16 protein-coding genes are annotated in these 17,430 nt (G+C 69.4%); 6 read left to right on the forward strand and 10 right to left on the reverse strand.

Annotated elements, in window-relative coordinates:
* Window positions 1–7 precede the first annotated feature (7 nt).
* The 4 genes from ACFQ27_RS05790 to ACFQ27_RS05805 all read right to left on the reverse strand — a co-directional run bounded on the left by ACFQ27_RS05790 (window position 8) and on the right by ACFQ27_RS05805 (window position 3,240).
* On the reverse strand, window positions 8–1,141 hold the full coding sequence (locus tag ACFQ27_RS05790) for a Re/Si-specific NAD(P)(+) transhydrogenase subunit alpha (protein WP_377352937.1): 1,134 nt from the start codon (window positions 1,139–1,141) through the stop codon (window positions 8–10).
* Between the two features lie 142 nt (window positions 1,142–1,283).
* Window positions 1,284–1,514: an aa3-type cytochrome c oxidase subunit IV gene (locus ACFQ27_RS05795; RefSeq protein ID WP_374348091.1), complete on the reverse strand. Its 231-nt coding sequence runs from the start codon at window positions 1,512–1,514 to the stop codon at window positions 1,284–1,286.
* 194 nt (window positions 1,515–1,708) lie between these two features.
* Window positions 1,709–2,758, reverse strand: coding sequence for an alpha/beta hydrolase (locus tag ACFQ27_RS05800; RefSeq protein WP_374348094.1), 1,050 nt, complete (start codon window positions 2,756–2,758; stop codon window positions 1,709–1,711).
* A 2-nt stretch (window positions 2,759–2,760) separates the two neighbouring features.
* Window positions 2,761–3,240: a PaaI family thioesterase gene (locus ACFQ27_RS05805; RefSeq protein WP_374348097.1), complete on the reverse strand. Its 480-nt coding sequence runs from the start codon at window positions 3,238–3,240 to the stop codon at window positions 2,761–2,763.
* 112 nt (window positions 3,241–3,352) lie between these two features.
* Between ACFQ27_RS05805 and ACFQ27_RS05810 the strand changes: the two genes are divergently transcribed.
* The 5 genes from ACFQ27_RS05810 to ACFQ27_RS05830 all read left to right on the forward strand — a co-directional run bounded on the left by ACFQ27_RS05810 (window position 3,353) and on the right by ACFQ27_RS05830 (window position 10,358).
* On the forward strand, window positions 3,353–3,766 hold the full coding sequence (locus tag ACFQ27_RS05810; RefSeq protein ID WP_377352938.1) for a hypothetical protein: 414 nt from the start codon (window positions 3,353–3,355) through the stop codon (window positions 3,764–3,766).
* A 64-nt stretch (window positions 3,767–3,830) separates the two neighbouring features.
* A complete protein-coding gene (locus ACFQ27_RS05815; protein ID WP_377352939.1) occupies window positions 3,831–6,107 on the forward strand; it encodes a TonB-dependent receptor in 2,277 nt (758 codons plus the stop codon).
* A gap of 5 nt (window positions 6,108–6,112) precedes the next feature.
* On the forward strand, window positions 6,113–7,504 hold the full coding sequence (locus ACFQ27_RS05820; RefSeq protein WP_377352940.1) for a PepSY-associated TM helix domain-containing protein: 1,392 nt from the start codon (window positions 6,113–6,115) through the stop codon (window positions 7,502–7,504).
* 56 nt (window positions 7,505–7,560) lie between these two features.
* Window positions 7,561–9,018, forward strand: a complete 1,458-nt coding sequence (locus ACFQ27_RS05825; protein ID WP_377352941.1) for an amidohydrolase — start codon at window positions 7,561–7,563, stop codon at window positions 9,016–9,018.
* Entirely contained in the window at window positions 9,018–10,358 is a 1,341-nt protein-coding gene (locus ACFQ27_RS05830; RefSeq protein ID WP_377352942.1) for an amidohydrolase family protein, read from the forward strand. Before ACFQ27_RS05825 ends, ACFQ27_RS05830 begins: the two co-directional genes overlap by 1 nt.
* 100 nt (window positions 10,359–10,458) lie before the next feature.
* Here the strand turns inward: ACFQ27_RS05830 and ACFQ27_RS05835 are convergent, their stop codons facing one another.
* Window positions 10,459–12,627 (reverse strand): beta-glucosidase family protein, encoded by a 2,169-nt coding sequence (locus ACFQ27_RS05835; protein WP_377352944.1) that lies wholly within the window; start codon window positions 12,625–12,627, stop codon window positions 10,459–10,461.
* Window positions 12,628–12,697: 70 nt separating this feature from the next.
* Here ACFQ27_RS05835 and ACFQ27_RS05840 point away from each other — a divergent pair, with 70 nt between their 5' ends.
* The gene (locus ACFQ27_RS05840; protein ID WP_377352945.1) at window positions 12,698–13,393 is read left to right on the forward strand and encodes a TetR/AcrR family transcriptional regulator; all 696 of its coding nucleotides are present in this window, start codon (window positions 12,698–12,700) and stop codon (window positions 13,391–13,393) included.
* Window positions 13,394–13,468: 75 nt separating this feature from the next.
* On the opposite strand, the gene ACFQ27_RS05845 is transcribed toward ACFQ27_RS05840, so the two are convergent.
* The 5 genes from ACFQ27_RS05845 to ACFQ27_RS05865 all read right to left on the reverse strand — a co-directional run bounded on the left by ACFQ27_RS05845 (window position 13,469) and on the right by ACFQ27_RS05865 (window position 17,364).
* Window positions 13,469–15,259, reverse strand: coding sequence for a M3 family oligoendopeptidase (locus tag ACFQ27_RS05845; RefSeq protein WP_374348115.1), 1,791 nt, complete (start codon window positions 15,257–15,259; stop codon window positions 13,469–13,471).
* 51 nt (window positions 15,260–15,310) lie between these two features.
* Window positions 15,311–15,472, reverse strand: a complete 162-nt coding sequence (locus ACFQ27_RS05850; protein ID WP_374348116.1) for a hypothetical protein — start codon at window positions 15,470–15,472, stop codon at window positions 15,311–15,313.
* A 27-nt stretch (window positions 15,473–15,499) separates the two neighbouring features.
* Complete coding sequence (locus ACFQ27_RS05855) at window positions 15,500–15,724, reverse strand: hypothetical protein (protein ID WP_374348119.1); 225 nt, start codon at window positions 15,722–15,724, stop codon at window positions 15,500–15,502.
* Entirely contained in the window at window positions 15,724–16,470 is a 747-nt protein-coding gene (locus tag ACFQ27_RS05860) for an acyl-homoserine-lactone synthase (RefSeq protein ID WP_377352947.1), read from the reverse strand. Before ACFQ27_RS05860 ends, ACFQ27_RS05855 begins: the two co-directional genes overlap by 1 nt.
* 102 nt (window positions 16,471–16,572) lie before the next feature.
* Window positions 16,573–17,364, reverse strand: a complete 792-nt coding sequence (locus tag ACFQ27_RS05865; RefSeq protein ID WP_374348125.1) for a helix-turn-helix transcriptional regulator — start codon at window positions 17,362–17,364, stop codon at window positions 16,573–16,575.
* Between the last annotated feature and the right edge of the window lie 66 nt (window positions 17,365–17,430).

The raw sequence follows: 17,430 nt of genomic DNA on the forward strand, positions 1-17,430 counted from the left end.
GACCCTCCTAGGCCTTGAGCTGGGGATGAACGATGGCGCCGCCCTGGGTGACGAGCGCGGCCTTCAGGATCTCGTCCTCCCAGTCGGGGGCGAGCTGGCCTTCCTTGTTCAGGAGCAGGCTGGAGAAGGCGAAAAGGTTGCGGGCGTAGAGCGCCGAGGCGTCGGCGGCGATACGTCCAGGCAGGTTGGGCGCGCCCAGGATCTTCACCCCGTTGGCGGTGACCACCGTCTCGCCCAGTTTCACGCCCTCGACGTTGCCGCCCTGCTCGACGGCCAGGTCGACGATGACCGAGCCGGCCTTCATCGAGGCCACCTGGGCGGCGGTCACCAGGCGCGGCGCCGGCCGACCCGGGATCAGGGCGGTGGTGATGACGATGTCCTGCTTGCCGATGTGGCTGGAGATCAGCTCGGCCTGCTTGGCCTGGTATTCAGCCGACATCTCCTTGGCGTAGCCGCCGGCGGTCTGGGCGTTCTTGAACTCCTCGTCCTCGACCGCGATGAACTTGGCGCCCAAGCTCTCGACCTGTTCCTTGGTGGCGGGGCGCACGTCGGTGGCGGTGACCACCGCGCCCAGGCGACGGGCCGTGGCGATGGCCTGCAGGCCGGCGACACCAACGCCCATGACGAACACCTTGGCCGCGGCGACGGTGCCGGCGGCGGTCATCATCATCGGCATGGCCTTGCCATAGGCCTCGGCCCCCTCGATCACCGCGCGATAGCCGGCGAGGTTCGCCTGGGACGACAGCACGTCCATCACCTGGGCCCGGGTGATGCGGGGGATGAACTCCATGGCCACGGCGCTGGCGCCCTTGGCGGCCAGGGCGTTCAGCGTGTCCTTGTCCTGGTGGGGATTGAGGCTGGCGGCGACAATGGCGCCGGCCTTCAGGGCCGCGATCTCGTCCTGCGACGGCGCGCGCACCTTGAACAGGATGTCGGCGCCGGAGATCGCCGACTTGGCGTCCTTGGCGAGCATCGCGCCCGCGGCTTCATAGTCGGCGTCGAGATAGGAGGCGGCCGTTCCGGCCCCGGCCTCGACCGTCACCGCAAACCCCGCGGCGATCAGCTTCTTCACCGTCTCGGGCGTGGCGGCCACGCGGGTCTCACCGGCGCGACTTTCCTTGGTGACGGCGATAACAGCCATATCGTACTCCCCCGTTAGGCGAGGGACCTTAGATAGGCCGCCGGACCCTGTCCAGCGAACAGGAGTCCAGATTCAAACAAGCGTTTGACAGAATTTCTGAGGACGCGGCTCCCCCAGCCAGGCCAGGGGAGAGCGCGCTAGGTCAGTGGCCGGAGCCGGGCTTTTCCCGCAGGACCACGACGCCGATCACGGTGACCACGATGGCCGTGACGAAGCCGGCCAGGAAACCCGCCGGGGTGCAGAACCACAGGACCAGCAGGGCCAGCAGCGCCGCGAGGCCCAGGCTGCCCCACTTGGTCAAGCCGTTGAACAGGTTGAAGGTCGCGACCTGTTCGGAGATGTCCATCTCGCCGCGGTGATATTCAGAAGCCATGTCGCTCTCGTGCCGGAAAACGGTAGGCGGTCCGGTTACAACGTCCCGCGCCAGCGCTCAAGCCGTTGCGGGGCCGCAGGGCCTCAAAGTTCCTCCCCCTCTGGGGCGTTGCGAACCGCCTTACCAACAGACCGTCATGGCCGGGCTGAACACCGCCCTGTTTGGACAGCCCCCCAGCGGGAGAGCAACCGTCCCTACTTCGACGGCCAGACAGCCAGCAGGCTGCGCAGGGACGCGATCAGGGCCAAAGGCTGGTCGACCATGATGTGGTGGGCCGAATCCGGGATGGCGATCTCCAGGATGTCCGCCGGCAGCGGCGAGGGCTGGCCCGACGCGCGGCGGCTCATCACCACCGAGCGGTCGCCAAAGATGTGGGCCAGGGGCACGCTCACCTTGGGCGGGCCGTCCGCCGTCATGCCCATCATCACCGAACGGTCGAGCTTGTTCCACATGCTGGGATCGAAGCGCCAGGTATAGCCGACGCCGCCGTCCGGACCGGGAACCTCCTTCAGGGAGCGGCGGGCGATGAAGTCGGCGACGAATAGGTTGCCGGCCGCCTGGGGCGGCATGAACCGGAAGCGGGCCAGGGCCGACTTGATGTCCGGGTAGACCTTGTTGGCGCGGTCCGCGGTGGGGATGTTGCGCACCCGTTCGGCCATCTTCTTGGCTTCCGGCGAATCCGGCGGCGGGCCGCCAAAGCCGGTGTCCACCAGGATGGCGGCGTGCAGACGGTCGGGGTTCAGGGCGGCGGCGAAGAACACCTGCGCGCCGCCGAAGGAGTGGCCGATATAGATCGGCTTACGCGGTCCCTCGTACAGGCCGGCCGCCCGGGCCACGGCCTCGGCGTCCTCGGCGAAATCCTGGAAGGCGTAGCTGTCGCGCCAGTCCGAGCCGCCCATGCCGGCGAGCGACATCGAGGCCACCCGATAGTCCTCGGCCAGGTAGGGGGCGATGAAGCTCCACCAGTCGGCGTGGGCCGAGTTGCCGTGCACCAGCAGCAGGCCGGGCTTGCCGACCTCGCCCCAGGTCAGCATCTCGATCTTGGTGCCCATGGAGTCCACGAGGCTGCGCTCGGGCGCCTTGGCGATGGCGTCGGCGAACCACTTCGGGGTGTCGGGAACCTGGCCCTGGAACGGCGCCAGCGGCGCCTGGACCTCGGGCGGCAGGGCGCCGGGTTCGGAATGGATGGGGTGGTCGTCATAGCCGACCGGAGCGCCTTCCTTGATCGCCGGATCGAGAGCCATGGTCAGTCCTTCGCGTCGCGATAGCCCGCCTTGCGGGCGATGGAGCGGATGCCCTTATAGACACCCGTCCCGGTCATCAGGGTCCGGTCGGCGCACCAGATGCGGCCGCGCACGGTGAAGACGTCGTCCTGTTCGGCGACGATCTCGCTTGTGCCTTCCACCCAGTCGTTCATGTGCGCGCCCGACAGGAAGTCTGTGGTCAGCCGGATGGTGACCCAGCCCATCTCGCGGGTGTTGGAGATCACCCGGCCCCAGGCCATGTCGGCGAAGCTCATCAGCATGCCGCCGTGGCAGTTGTTCATGCCGTTGGCGTGGTGCTCCTCGACCCGGAAGGCCATCACCTCTTCCAGCGTGACCGGGTCGCGCTTGGAATAGAAGGGTCCGACCGTGCGGCCAAAGCCGCGCTGCCAGAGGTTGATCACATAGCCGTCGGGAACGACGGCGGCCTGGACTTCGGTCAGATCATCGGACATCGCGGGCATGCTGATGAACGCCTGTTCGAGGCTTGGCAAGCCTTGTCGCACGCGACGTAAAGGCCGCGCCGTTTGATCCGCCCCCTGGACAAGCCCCCCACACCGGGCGTACGGCCCGCCCATGTTCGCGCGGGGCGACACGATGGGGCGGATGCACGCGGCGGGGCTGGTCCTCGCGGCGATGGCCCTGTTGCTGCGCCTGTCCTTCCCCACCGGCTTCATGCTCTCGCCCGGCCGGGCCGAGCTGCCGACCATCGTGATCTGTACCGGCCAGGGCGCCATGACGGTCACCCTGGGCGAGGACGGCAAGCCGGCGAAGGCCGGCGAAAGCCACAAGTCCGACGCCGGCAAGACCAGCCACCCCTGCACCTTCGCCGCCGCCACCGTGGCGGCCGTCGCGCCCGCGCTGGTCGCCATCCTCATCCCGCAACCGCTGGCGCAGGTCGCGGTCGCCCCCCTGCGCGCCACCCCGCGCCCCGGCCTCGGCCTCGCGGCGCCGCCGCCGCCCACCACCGGACCGCCCGCCAGCCTCTGAACGCCTGACCGCCCCGGCCCTCTATCTGGCCGGCGTCTCCGTTTGGATTCTGGATTCTTTTCAAATGAACCGTCTTTTCGCGCAGGCCTCGCCGCGCGCCCTCGCCGCCGCCGCGGCCCTTCTCGCCCTGCCCGCCGCCGCTCACGCCGCTGAGGCGGAGGTCTCCACCGACGTCAGCGAACTCATCGTCGTCGGCCAGGGCGACCGCCCCATCACCGTCCAGCCCAGGGGCCTGTCGGTCTCCCTTGGCCAGACCGAGTTTGAGGCGATCAACGCCATCAATGTCGAAGACCTGATGAAGTACGCGCCGAACTTCTTCGTGCGGAAGCGCTTCGCCGGCGACGACAACGCCGTGGTCGCCTTGCGCGGCGCCAACACGGTCCAGTCGGCCCGCACCCTGGTGCTGGTGGACGGCTTCGTGGTCTCCAACTTCCTCGGCAACCGCTACGACTATCCGCCCAAGTGGAACGTGGTCGGCCCGGCCGAGGTGCGCCAGTTCGACATCGTCTACGGCCCCTACTCCGCCCGCTACGGCGGCAACTCCATGGGCGGCGTCATCTCCGTCACCACCCGCGCGCCGGAGGGCCGCGAGGTCTACGCCAGCGCCCAGACCATGATCATGCCGTTCAAGGAGTACGGCTTCGACGAAACCTTCAAGGGCTACAGCGCCGAGGGCGGCCTGGCCTACAAGCAGGACGGCGGCCCCTGGAGCGTCCGCGCCGGCTTCCGCCACTTCGACAATGTCGGCCAGTCGATGACCTACAACCTGCTGAGCCCCACCACGGGGACGGGTGTGGCGGTGACCGGCGCCTATGACGACAAGCGCCTGGCGACCCCGGTGTTCGGCGCCGCCTCACCGGTGCACGTGCTCCAGGACCAGCTTCGCGTCCGCGTCGGCTACGCCGCCGACAACGGCTGGACCTTCGAGGGCATGGGCTTCGCCTGGCTCACCAACCAGGATCTCACCGACACCCGAAGCTTCCTGAAGGACGCCGCCGGAAAGCCGATCCACCAGGGCAAGGTCACCTATGGCGGCAAGACCTGGAACGCCACCGGCCTGACCCTGTCGGAGACCAAGCGCACCGAATACCTGGCCGGCGTCCGCGCCGCAGGGCCCCTGGCCGGCTGGGACGCCAGCCTGAACGTCTCCCGCTACTGGATCGCCAAGCAGGACGCCCGGTCCTCCAAGGACTACCTGACCGGCGCCGCCAACGGCGCGGGAACCCAGACCCTCAGCCGCACCCCCGGCTGGCTCACGGCCGACGGCGGGCTCGAGCGACGCCTCGGCGATCACAAGCTGGCCTTCGGCTTCAACGCCAACCGCTACGAGACCGACCAGGACGTCTACAACACCACCGCCTGGAAGGGCGCCGCGGGCAAGACCTATTCCGCCTCCACCTACGGCAAGACCAGCCTGTGGGGCCTTTGGATCGAGGATGTGGTCAGCCTGGGCGACTGGCGCCTGACCGGCGGGGTTCGCTACGACAAGTGGCGCGCCTTTGACGGCGGCATCGGCAAGCTGCTCGCCAACGCCCGCGTCGACAGCGCCTATCCCGAACGCGAGGACTCCTCGGTCAGCCCCAAGCTCAGCCTGCAGGGCCCCCTGCCCGGCGACTGGGACCTGCAGGTCTCGGTGGGCAGCGCGGTCCGCTTCCCCACCGTGGGCGAGCTGTTCCAAGGCAAGCTGGACGACGTCACCCGCCAGATCGACCCGCAGAGCTTCGATCCGAACCTGAAGCCCGAGAAGTCCAGGGACATCAGCGTCATCCTGCGCCGCAGCTTCGGCCCGGTGCGCACCACCACCAGCGTCTTCTGGCAGGACATCGACGACGCGGTCTTCAGCTTCCAGGGCCTCAACCAGTACGGCAATGTCGTCTCGTCCTATAAGAACATCGACGAGGTGCGGCAGTATGGGGTCGAGCTGATCCTCGAGGCCACCGACATCCTGATCGACGGTCTGGACGTGGACGCCAATGTCTCCTGGATGAACGCCGAGACCATCAAGAACGCCGCGGCCACCGCCGCCGAGGGCAAGATGTTCCCGCGCATTCCGGAATGGCGGTCCAACGGCAATATCCGCTACCGGATCAACGACGCCTGGAAGGCCTCGCTGGGCTGGCGTTACGCCACCCGACCCAATTCCGACCTGTTCGGCCTGAGCCGCGGCGACGCCTATGGCTTCCAGTCGGAATACTTCACCGTCGATGGCCGCGTGACCTGGGCCATCACCCCCAAGGCGCAGCTTGGCCTGGGCATCGACAACCTGTTCAACGACCAGGCCTATGTGGCGCACCCGCTGCCGCAACGCACCCTGGTCGTCGACATCAAGTCCCGCTGGTGAGCGCCATGACTGACCACGACAAGGCGACCCGCCGCATCCTCCTGCACCGGACCCTCTGGCGCTGGCATTTCTATGCCGGCCTGTTCTGCGTGCCCTTCGTCCTGATCCTGGCGATCACCGGCGCGATCTACCTGTTCAAGCCGCAGGTGAACGCCTGGCTCGACCAGCCCTACGCCCACGTCGCCCTGTCCGGGCCGGCGGCCTCGCCGGAGGCCCAGGCCCTGGCGGCGGTAGGATCGATCCCCGCCGGCCGGCTCAAGGCCTACCAGCTGCCCGACGCGCCGGACCAGGCCGTCCAGGTGCTGGTCAGCGCCAAGGGCGAGGACACCCGGGTCTGGGTTCATCCCCAGACCCTCCAGGTCCTGAAGGCGGTCCCGGAGAAGGGCCGTTTCATGCAGGTGGTCCACTGCATCCACGGCGAATTGCTGATGGGCAAGACCGGCTCGATCCTGGTCGAGCTGGCCGGGTCCTGGGCGCTCATCATGGTGCTGACGGGCCTCTATCTCTGGTGGCCGCGCGGGGCCCAGGGCCTGGCCGGGGTGGTCTATCCCCGCCTGGGCCGTGGGGGGCGGCTGTTCTGGCGTGACATTCACGCCGTCACCGGGGTCTGGATCTCCAGCCTGGCGCTCTTCCTGCTGCTCACCGCCCTGCCCTGGACCCAGGTTTGGGGTCAGGCCTTCAAGGAGGTGCGGCGCATGGCGGTTCCGGCCGCCGTCCCCGCCGACTGGCCCACCGCCGGCAATCGCGCCCAGCCGGACGACCTGCACGCCGAGCATCGCGGGATGAAGGGCATGGCCAACCACGACCACCTGATGCCCGGCCAGTACGCCGCCCTGAACCTCATTGTGCCCCAGGCCCAGACCCTGAACCTGGCCTATCCGGCCCTGGTCTCGCCGCCAGGCAAGCGCGCCAAGACCTGGACCGCCAAGTCCGACAGCCAGGACCGGCCCCTGCGCGAGGAGTATCGGTTCACGGCCCGCGGCGAGCGGATCGGCCACGACGGCTTCGCCGACAAGCCCCTGCTCGACCGGGTGGTCAGCGTCGGCGTCGCCGCGCACGAGGGCCAGCTGTTCGGCCTGCCCAACCAGTTGCTGGGCGTGATCGCCGCCCTGGGCATGTCCACCCTCAGTGTCTCGGGCGTGGTGATGTGGTGGAAGCGCCGGCCGGAAAGCCGCCTCGGCGCCCCGGAGACCCTCGACACCCGGCCGCTCTCCATCGGCCTGGGCCTGCTGGCGCTGGCCTTCGCGGTCTTCTTGCCGGTGATGGGGATCTCCCTGGCCATCGTGATCCTGCTGGACCGCCTGGTCTTCCCGTTCATCCCGGGCCTCAGGACCTGGCTGGGCCTGGCTGGGCCTGGCGAAGGCCTAGCCCCCTCTCATCGGCGCCGTTTTGCTTGAGGCGGCCCGATTCCTCGTGTCCTATCCCCCTCGACGTGAGTTGAGGGGGATGATCCATGCGGATCTGGGTGACGGCGGCGGCGGTTCTCGCGACCGCGGCGATGGGCGGTTGCGCCACGACCGGAGGCGCCGCCCAGGCGGCGTCCAGGCCCAAGGCCGAGGCCAAGGCGGCGCCGAAACCGCTGCCCAAGGGGCTCGATCCCCAGGCCAGCGCCAACCCCTTCCCTTCGACCTACAAACCGCTGGCCGGCCGTCCCACCGCCATCGTCGGCGCCACAGCCCTCACCGGCACGGGCGAGCAGGTCGACAACGCCACGGTGCTGTTCAAGGACGGCAGAATAGAACAGGTGGCCGCGGGCCTTCCCGCCCCGGCCGGCTATGAGGTGATCGAGGCGAAGGGCAAGTGGGTCACCCCCGGCCTGATCGACACCCACTCGCACCTGGGGGTCTATGCCGCCCCCGCCGTCGCCGCGCATTCGGACGGCAATGAGCTGACCAATCCCACCACCCCGGAGGTCTGGGCCGAGCATTCGGTCTGGCCGCAGGACCCGCAGTTCAACACCGCCCGCGTGGGCGGGGTCACGACCCTGCTGATCCTGCCGGGCTCCGGCAACCTGATCGGCGGCCGGGGCGTCACCCTGCGCAACGTGCCGGGCCGCACCGTCCAGGACATGAAGTTCCCGGACGCGCCCTACACCCTGAAGATGGCCTGCGGTGAGAACCCCAAGCGGGTCTATGGCTCCAAGGGACGCGCGCCGTCGACCCGCATGGGCAATGTGGCCGGCTATCGCGCCGCGTGGATCAACGCCGCGGACTACAAGCGCCGCTGGGACGACTACCGCGCCAAGGTCGAGCGCGGCGAGAAGGCCGATGCGCCGAAGCGTGACCTGGGTCTCGACACCCTGATGGGCGTGCTGAATGGCGAGATCCTGATCGAGAACCACTGCTACCGGGCCGACGAGATGGCCCAGATGATCGATATCTCCAAGGAGTTCGGCTATCGCATCACCGCCTTCCACCACGCCGTGGAGGCCTACAAGATCGCCGACAAGCTGGCCGACAACGGCATCTGCGTCGCCACCTGGACCAACTGGTGGGGCGGTAAGATGGAGATGGCCGACAGCGTCGAGGCCAATGTGCCCCTGGTGGACGCCATCAAGGGCGGCTGCGCCATCATCAAGTCCGACGACCCGGACGTGACCCAGCGCCTGAACCAGGAGGCCGCCGAGGCCCTGGCCGCCGGTCGCGCCGCAGGGCTCAACATCACCGAGGCCCAGGCCATCCGCTGGATCACCGCCAACCCGGCCAAGGCCCTGGGCATCTCCGCCCAGACCGGCAGCCTGGAAGCCGGCAAGCGAGCCGACCTGGTGATCTGGGACAAGGACCCCTTCTCGATCTACGCCCGCACGGAGCGGGTCTATGTGGACGGCGGGATCGCCTATGACCGGCGCGACTCGAGCCGCCAACCCGTGTCCGACTTCGAGCTCGGCCTCGCCCGCGAAGGAGTGCGCTGATGAAATCTGCCCTGATGGCCGCCTGCGCGGCCCTGGCGCTCTCTGCGCCCGCCTTCGCCGAGACCTTCGCCGTCACCCACGCCCGGGTGCTGACCGCCGGTCCAGCCGGTGAGATCGCTGACGGGACGGTCGTCGTCACCGACGGCAAGATCGTCGCGGTGGGCAAGTCCGCCGCCGTCCCCGCCGGCGCCAAGGTGATCGACGCCGCCGGCGCCGTGGTCACCCCCGGCTTCTTCGTCACTGACACCGGGCTCGGCCTGACCGAAATCTCAGCGGTGGGCGACGATCAGTCGGCCAGCAACGCCTCGGTCAGCGCCGCCTTTGACGTCCAGTACGGCCTGAACCCCAACTCGATCCTGCTGCCGGTCGCCCGGGTGGCCGGCATGACCAGCGCGGTCGTCGTCCCCTACGCCTCGGGCGCCAATGAGGGCGATGCTGACGAAGGCGACGAGATGACCTCCGGTGGCGGGCCGGAGGGCGCGCCGGCCCATGGCCTGTTCGCCGGCCAGGCCGCGGTGATCACTCTGGCCCAGGGAACCGACATCCTGACCAGGGCCAAGGTCGCCATGGTGGTGCCGTTCGGCGACGGCGGCGCCAAGCTGGGCGGCGGAGCCCGCGGGGCCGAGATCGTGGCCTTCAAGGCTGCGCTGGACGACGTCCGCGCCTACGCCCGCAACAAGGCCGCCTATGACCGCGGCGAATCCCGCGAGCTGGCCCTGTCCCGCGCCGACCTCGAGGCCCTGATCCCCGTGGTCCAGGGCCGCATGCCGATCCTGGCCCAGGTCCACCGCGCCTCGGACATCCGCGCGGTGCTCAAGCTGGCCCGGGAGGAGAACCTCAAGGTGATCCTCTCCGGCGCCGAGGAGGGCTGGATGGTGGCCGACGAGATCGCCAAGGCCGGCGTCCCCGTGGTCATGTATCCCCTGGCCGACCGGCCGGAGACTTTCGAGACCCTCAACGCGACCATGGAGAACGCCGCCAAGCTCAGCGCCGCCGGCGTGCCCCTGGCCTTCACCTATGACGGCGTCGGCCACCGGGCCCGCGAGACCCGCTACAACGCCGGCAACGCGGTCGCCCACGGGGTGCCCTACGACAAGGCCCTGGCCGCGGTGACGATCAATCCGGCCAAGATGTTCGGGGTGGCCGACCGCAAGGGCTCGCTGGAGCCCGGCAAGGACGCCGACCTGGTCATCTGGTCCGGCGACCCCTTCGAGCCCCTGACCCAGGCCAAGGCGGTGTTCATCCAGGGCGTCGCCCAGCCGATGACCTCCCGTCAGCTCGAACTGCGCGACCGCTACAAGGACCTCTCCCGGCCCCTGCCGCCGGCCTATACGCACTAGAAATCCCCCTCACCCAACCCTCTCCCCCAAAAGGGGGCGAGGGCTATCGCCTCCCTCTCCCCGCGTGCGGGGAGAGGGCCGGGGTGAGGGGTAAGCCCCCCTAAGGCTTCATAGTCCGGGCGGTGAGCACGGCCTCGCCCTTCAGCACCGCTGTCTCGGCGTCCGTGCCGACCCAGACCGCCACCGGACCCCCATCGATCCGCCAGCCGGGCACGTTCACGTCATAGCTGGCCAGGAGGCGCGGCTCGGCGGTCACCGACACGCGCTGGGTCTCACCAGGCTCCAGCGCCACCCGCGCCCAGCCCACCAGGCGCTGACGGCCGGCGATCCGGGCGTAGACCTGGGCGGTCTCGATCCCTGCCCGCTCCCCGGTGTTGGTGATGTCGAAGCTGGCCGTCACGGTCTCGCCGCCGACCAGCTCCAGGCCACCATGGGCGAAGCGCGTATAGGTCAGGCCAAAGCCGAACGGGAACAGCGGCTTGGCGCCCGAGCGGTCGTACCAGCGATAGCCGACATCGGCGCCTTCCGGATGCTCCACCGAGAACCGGCCCTTGTGCTGCTGCACGTCCGGATAGGAGGTCGGGATGGTCCGGCCTTCCACCGGCGGACCAAAGATCATGCCCGGGATCTCCGGGCGCACCAGGTCGTCGACGCTGCGGGGGAAGCTGATCGGCAGGCGGCCCGAGGGCGAGACCTCGCCGAACAGGATGCGCCCGATGGCCTCGCCGCCGCGCGTTCCCGGATACCAGGCCTCCAGCACCGCGTTCACCTGGTCGAGCCAGGGCATCACCACCGGAATGCCGGTCTCCAGCACCACCACGGTCTTGGGCGCGATGGCGGCGACGGCGGCGATCACCTCGTCCTGGCCGTTCGGCAGGGACAGGGTCGGCACGTCCTCGGCCTCGGTGCACCACTGGTCGGCGAAGACGATGGCCACGTCGCAGTCGCGGGCCAGCTCCACGGCCTCGGCCTTGTCCTCGCCAGAGGCGAAGCGCACCGCCACGTTCTGGGCCCGGTCGCGGATCGCCGCCATGGGCGAGGACGGAAAATAGGTGATCGACGAGAACGCCGAGGACGGCCCCATCGACACCCGCTTCTCAATCGCCGGACCGCCCACCGGGATCACCTGGGACGAACCGCCGCCGGACAGCACGCCCACATCCGCATGCGCCCCGATGATGGCGATCTTGCGCAGGCCCTCGCCCAGCGGCAGGACGCCGTCGTTTTTCAGGAGCACGATCCCGGCCTCAGCCGCGGCCTGGGAGATGTCGCCATTGGCGTCATAGTCCGGCTCGGTCGGCTCCGGCGGATGGTCGAACAGGCCCTTGTCGATCATCGAGCGCAGGATGCGGTGGACCATGTCGGTCAGCCGCTCGAAGGGCACCTCGCCCTGTTCGACCGCGGTCTTCATCAGCTCGGGGCCGAAATAGACCTGCTTGTCGAGTTGGTAGCCGCTTTCCTGGTCCATGCCGGCCAGGGCCGCCTTGGCGGTGGAGTGCACCGCGCCCCAGTCGCTCATCACCCAGCCGCGCCAGTCCCAGTCCTGCTTCAGCACCTTGTTCAGCAGGAAGTCGTTCTCGCCGCACCACTCGCCGTTGACGCGGTTGTAGGCGCACATCACCGAGCCCGGATCCCCGATCTCGATGGCGATCTGGAAGGCCAGCAGGTCGCTCTCGCGCAAGGCCGCCTCGTCGATCCGCGCATCCACCACGTGGCGGCAGGTCTCCTGGTCGTTCAGGGCGAAGTGCTTGACCGTGCAGACGATGTGGTTGGACTGGGCGCCCTTCACGGCCTGGCCGGCCAGGACGCCGGACAGCAGCGGGTCTTCGCTCAAGTACTCGAAATTGCGGCCACAGCGCGGATCGCGAGTCAGGTTGCAGCCGCCGCCCAGCAGGACGTTGAAGCCCTTGGCCCAGGCTTCGCGGCCGACCATCGCCCCGCCCTCATAGGCCAGGTGCGGATCCCAGGTGGAACCCAGCGCCAGGCCGCCGGGCAGGCCGGTCGCCCCGTCGTCAGGGCGCACGCGGCGGGGGTTGGTCACGCCCAGGCTGGCGTCGGTCTCGTTCAGGGCCGGGATGTCCAGCCGCGGCACGCCGCCGATATAGCCCGCGCCGGTCAGGGCGTCGGCCGGCTTTTCCCCCTGGATCAGGTTCGGCATCGGCCCGTGGATGAGGGTGATCATCTCATCCAGGGTCAGGCGCTCGATCAGGGCGCGCGCCCGGGCGTCGGCGTCCAGGTTGGTGTCCAGCCAGGGCTTGTCGGGGCTCATCGGCGTCTCTTCCCTTTTGAGATTTTGTCAGACCCTATCCATTATTATCCGAATGGGCAATAATGCGAGCATGAGCGAAGCGCCCACCGTTGACGCCCCCCGCCGCCGCGGCCGCCCGGCCCGCGACGACCGGCCCGTGGAGGAGACGCGCGACGCCATCCTGACCGCCGCCCTGCAGGCCTTCGCCCGCCAGGGCTTCGACGGCGTCAGCCTGCGGGAGATCGCGTCGGCCGCCGGCGTGGAGCACAGCCTGGTCCGCTATCACTACGCCGACAAGTCGGGCCTGTGGCGGGCCGCCATGACCCACCTGGTGGGGCTCATGGACGCCCACATGCTGGAGGCCTGGGCCGTGGCGCGGACGCAAGAGCCGCTGACCCGCTTCCGGACCATGCTGGCGGCCTATGTCCGCTATTGCGCCCGGCATCCCGAGCACGCCCGGATCATGGTGCATGAGGCCATGGGCCAGTCGGACCGGGTCGCCTGGATCGCCACCCACATCATCGCCCCCCAGCACCGGCGCATCGCCACCCTGCTGCAGATCCTGATGGACGAGGGCCACATCGCGCCAGGGCCGGTCCGGCCGCTGATCTACATCCTGTCGGCGGCGGCCCAGGCGCCCTTCACCCTGGCCGGCGAAGCCCACGCCGCCTACGGCGTCGACACCACGGACGAGGCCGAGATCGAAGCCCACACCGAGACGCTGCTCGGCCTCATCCTCCCCCGCATGGCGGGGGAGGGGGACCGCGAAGCGGTGGTGGGGGCGTGATCAGGCTCTGAGGGAGCGGACGCCCCCTCCACCCCTTCGGGGTCCCCCTCCCCCATTTCATGGGGGAGGAAAGCCTCACACCAGGGCTTCGAACTCGTCGACCAGGCGTTCGATCTGGGTCATCCCCGCCGCCCAGAAGGCCCGTTCGCGGGGGTTCAGGCCGAAGGGGGCCAGGGCCTCGACATAGGTCTTGGTCCCGCCGGCGGCCAGCAGCTGCTCATAGAGCGGCGCGAACCCGGCCGGGTCGGCCCGGCGCGTCTCCATCAGGCCCCGGACCAGCAGGTCACCGAAGGCGTAGGCGTAGACATAGAAGGGCGAGTGCACGAAGTGGCTGACATAGGCCCAGTAGTGCTCATAGCCGGCGTTCAGCTTGATGGCCGGCCCCAGGCTCTCGCCCATCACCTCCAGCCACACCCGGCCGATCTCCTCCGGCGACAGCTCGCCCGCCGCCCGCGCGGCGTGGAACCGGGTTTCGAAGCGGTGGAAGGCGATCTGGCGGACCACCGTGTTCAGTCCGTCCTCGATCTTGCCGGCCAGCAGGCCCCGGCGCTCGGCCGGCGAGGCCTCCGCCAGTAGCCGCTCGAACACCAGGCCCTCGCCGAAGATCGAGGCCGTCTCGGCCAGGGTCAGGGGCGTGTCGGCCAACAAGGTGCCGAGCGGTGCGCACAGGGTCTGGTGCACGGCGTGGCCCAGCTCGTGCGCCAGGGTCAGCACGTCGCGGCGCTCGCCCATATAGTTCATGAACACGAAGGGGTGCCGCTCGGAGTTCACCGGGTGCGAATAGGCGCCCGACTGCTTGCCGGACCGGGGCCGGGCGTCGATCCAGGGCTTGGTGAAGAAGGTCTTGGCCGTGTCGGCGAAGTGCGGCGCCAGGTCGGCGAAGCTGTCCAGCACGATCGCCTGAGCCTCATCCCACCCATAGGTGCGCGGCGCCGCCGAATCGAGTGGGGCGTTGCGGTCCCAGTAGTCCAGGGACTTGCGCCCCATCAGCTGGGCCTTCAGCGCATAGTAGCGGTGGCTGACGCGCGGATAGGCGGCCACCACCGCGCTCTCCAGGGCCTCGACCGCATCTGCGTCCACCTCATTGCCCAGGTGGCGGGACGCGGCGGGGTTCGGATACTTCCGCCAGCGATCCTCGACCTGCTTTTCAAAGGCCAGGGTGTTGAGCGCCAGGCCCAGCACCGGGGTCCGCTCCTCCAGCGCCTTGGCCAGCCCCTGGGCGGCGGCCTTGCGCCGCGCGCCGTCCGGGTCCGACAGCCGGTTCAGGGCTTCCGGCAGGGTCAGGGTCTCGCGACCGACCTTGGCGGTCAGCCGGGCCAGGGTCTCGTCATACAGCCGCATCCAGTTGGCGGTCGCCGGGCCGCGCTCCAGCAGCAATTGCTCAAGGTCGCTGTTCAGCTCATGCGGCCGGAACAGCCGCACCCGCCGCATCCAGCTGCGCCACTTGGCGGCCGGGGGATAGGCGCGGAAGGCCTGCTCGACCTCGGAGTCCTCCAGCTCATTGAGCTCCAGGGTGAAGAACAGGCTCTCGGCGCTGATCTTGGCCGCGCGGGCCCGGAAGTCGGCCTCGAACTTCGACCAGGCCGGATCGTCGCGGGCCACCGAGGCGGCCATGGAGGCATAGGCGCCGACGCCCCACAGCCCGTTGGTGGCGGCCTCATAGAGCCCCACCCCGTGGTCCAGCAGTTCACCCAGCCTCAAGGGGTCGGCCCGAGTCGCCACGAACCGGCCCTTCAGCTTGGCCAGCTCTTCATTGGCGGCCTGGGCCGCGGCCAGGTCGGCCTCGATGCGAGGATCCTGACGGCCGGAATAGAGGTCATCGAGCCGCCATTGGGGCAGGGTTTCGGGCTTCACGGGGGCGTTCATGACCACGGGTTTAGCGCGACCGCCCGCCCCGCGTCACCCCGGCCGAAGCGCCTATTCGGCCAGGCTCTCGACGAAGGCCACCAGCTTGGCGCGGGCCGGCCCATGCGGCATCCGGCCATAGGCGATCAGCAGCTCGACCGCGCCCGGCTCGCTCAGCAGCTCGGCGACATCCGGCGCCGCGGCGTCCGGGGCCTCCAGCATCGAATCGGCCATGCGACTCCCCTTGGTGAGGAGATGAGGCTAGCCCTGACCGGGCCGGGCGTCATCGGGGCGCCAGGCCGCCTGCTCATGACGCCCGTCGGCGATCCAGTAGATGGCCTCGGCCAGCGACATGCTCACCGCCCGGCGCAGATTTGCGAGGTCGGGATGCAGGCGCTCGCCCACCATCAGCCCCTCTTCATAGGGACCAAGAATGTCCACCAGGCTCTGGACCAGGGTGCTCAGGTCGGAGGATCGACTGGCCATCACGCGGCCCCTTCCACGGCGAAACACGGCGCCCACACAGGGGCGAGGCTGGGCGGATAGCCGTCGGCGCCTTGGCGCGCCCGACTGCGGATCTCCAGTTCGGCGATCGGGCGGGCCGAAAGCGGACTGCGCGCATCCAGTTCAAAGGCGATGGGAACCGGGCAGGCGAAGTCCCGGCGCAGGTCGGCGAGCAGCCCTTCGGAGACAGGGATGGTGAAGCCGAGCCCCGAGCCGCCCTCAGGGTAGGGCTGGGGCAGGCCGGCGGCCTTCAGCCGGATCCAGCCCTGGGTCGCAGGGCCCAGGAGGCCGGTGTCCATGGCCCCGACGAACTGGCTGATCCCGTCGCGCAGGGCCAGCTCGGTCATGGCCACCCGGATCTCGGCGCTCCGCCGCCGCGCCTCGGGCGCGGTGGCGCCCAGGCCGATGGAGACGTGGCGGGTCATCTCCCAGATGTCGGGCCGCTTCAGCCGGGCGGCGTCACCCATCACCAGGTGCGGCAAGGCATCGGTCAGCACACTCCAGTCGTCGGTCGGGCGCAGGCGCATGCCGCACAGCAGCCGGGCGTCCTGGTCCAGCATCAGCAGGTAGATGGCGCGCTCGTCGTCGCTGCGGTCGTACTCGCCGCCGTCGCGCTCCTCCAGGTCCCAGCCCCGGCCGACGATGAACAGCTCGCGGCGCAGCCGGTGCATGGCCTCAAGCTGGGGTTCATAGAAGCCGCGGTTGGCGGCGGTCACCACATGGATCATGGGGAGGCTCTCTGCATCAGGAGCCTGGAAGGTGCGGCGACGCGGCCGGAGCCGATATAACCTGATCAGGTTAGTTCGGCCTCTGATCAGGTTGGTTCGGCCTCAGAACATGGCCGGCGCGATCAGGCCGAGCGCAAACGCCCGCAGGGCCAGCTGGGCCCGGCTGGCGGCGCCCAGCTTGGTCTTGGCCGCTTCCACGTGGCGGTGGACCGTCTCCTTGGAGATGCCCAGGATCAGGCCGATCTCCCGGTCGGACTTGCCGACACTCACCCAATAGACGCACTCGAGCTCGCGGCGGGTCAGGGGCCGGGCCGGCGGCGGCTCCAGGCTGGTCTCGGGCTCCGCGAAGGCGTCGCCGATCACCGCATAGAGGCTGGCCAGGGCGTGGATCGAGGCCCGCTCCACCAGGTCCACGGGCCGGCGGCGATCCATGCCGAAGGTGACCACGGCGAAGTCGCCATTGGCGGTCCGCACCGGACAGACCAGGGCCTCGGCGATCAGGCTCTCCCGCGCCTCTCCGAACAGGGTGCGGGTCTTGCGGTGCATGCCCCGGGCCTCGGCCTCGGACCAGGTGAACGGCCCCTTGGCCTGGAACGACATGGGGATGACGGGATCCACCAAGGCGTAGGCTTCATCCAGATAGTGCTGGCTCCAGCCGTCCAGGGCGGCGTCATAGGCGCCGACGTCGGCCCGGCCATGGGCGCCGAAGATCGCCCTGGGCGCGCTGATCCGCCCATCGCTGGACAGGCGCACCACCTGGCCGCCGGTCAGGCCGAAATGCCCGATGGCCTTCAGGAGACGCGCATTCAGCGCCTCAAGGGTTTCGCAGTCCTGGGCGCTGTTCAGGAAATCCCAGACAGCCTCGGCCGCGGCAGGGCTGAGCTTTTCTACCATGTGATGTTGCTAGCATCCCCACCACCGCCAGACGAGGGGACGTCTGACCAGAGATGGGGAGCCGGC

The sequence above is a fragment of the Phenylobacterium conjunctum genome (genome assembly GCF_042679085.1).
GTDB classification, from domain to species: Bacteria; Pseudomonadota; Alphaproteobacteria; order Caulobacterales; family Caulobacteraceae; genus Phenylobacterium; species Phenylobacterium conjunctum.

Excerpts from the sequence above, each read along its gene's own strand:
- ACFQ27_RS05790 (WP_377352937.1), bottom strand. The coding sequence starts at position 1,141 with ATGGCTGTTATCGCCGTCACCAAGGAAAGTCGCGCCGGTGAGACCCGC.
- ACFQ27_RS05795 (WP_374348091.1), bottom strand. The coding sequence starts at position 1,514 with ATGGCTTCTGAATATCACCGCGGCGAGATGGACATCTCCGAACAGGTC.
- ACFQ27_RS05800 (WP_374348094.1), bottom strand. The coding sequence starts at position 2,758 with ATGGCTCTCGATCCGGCGATCAAGGAAGGCGCTCCGGTCGGCTATGAC.
- ACFQ27_RS05805 (WP_374348097.1), bottom strand. The coding sequence starts at position 3,240 with ATGCCCGCGATGTCCGATGATCTGACCGAAGTCCAGGCCGCCGTCGTT.
- ACFQ27_RS05810 (WP_377352938.1), top strand. The coding sequence starts at position 3,353 with ATGTTCGCGCGGGGCGACACGATGGGGCGGATGCACGCGGCGGGGCTG.
- ACFQ27_RS05815 (WP_377352939.1), top strand. The coding sequence starts at position 3,831 with ATGAACCGTCTTTTCGCGCAGGCCTCGCCGCGCGCCCTCGCCGCCGCC.
- ACFQ27_RS05820 (WP_377352940.1), top strand. The coding sequence starts at position 6,113 with ATGACTGACCACGACAAGGCGACCCGCCGCATCCTCCTGCACCGGACC.
- ACFQ27_RS05825 (WP_377352941.1), top strand. The coding sequence starts at position 7,561 with ATGCGGATCTGGGTGACGGCGGCGGCGGTTCTCGCGACCGCGGCGATG.
- ACFQ27_RS05830 (WP_377352942.1), top strand. The coding sequence starts at position 9,018 with ATGAAATCTGCCCTGATGGCCGCCTGCGCGGCCCTGGCGCTCTCTGCG.
- ACFQ27_RS05835 (WP_377352944.1), bottom strand. The coding sequence starts at position 12,627 with ATGAGCCCCGACAAGCCCTGGCTGGACACCAACCTGGACGCCGACGCC.
- ACFQ27_RS05840 (WP_377352945.1), top strand. The coding sequence starts at position 12,698 with ATGAGCGAAGCGCCCACCGTTGACGCCCCCCGCCGCCGCGGCCGCCCG.
- ACFQ27_RS05845 (WP_374348115.1), bottom strand. The coding sequence starts at position 15,259 with ATGAACGCCCCCGTGAAGCCCGAAACCCTGCCCCAATGGCGGCTCGAT.
- ACFQ27_RS05850 (WP_374348116.1), bottom strand. The coding sequence starts at position 15,472 with ATGGCCGATTCGATGCTGGAGGCCCCGGACGCCGCGGCGCCGGATGTC.
- ACFQ27_RS05855 (WP_374348119.1), bottom strand. The coding sequence starts at position 15,724 with ATGGCCAGTCGATCCTCCGACCTGAGCACCCTGGTCCAGAGCCTGGTG.
- ACFQ27_RS05860 (WP_377352947.1), bottom strand. The coding sequence starts at position 16,470 with ATGATCCATGTGGTGACCGCCGCCAACCGCGGCTTCTATGAACCCCAG.
- ACFQ27_RS05865 (WP_374348125.1), bottom strand. The coding sequence starts at position 17,364 with ATGGTAGAAAAGCTCAGCCCTGCCGCGGCCGAGGCTGTCTGGGATTTC.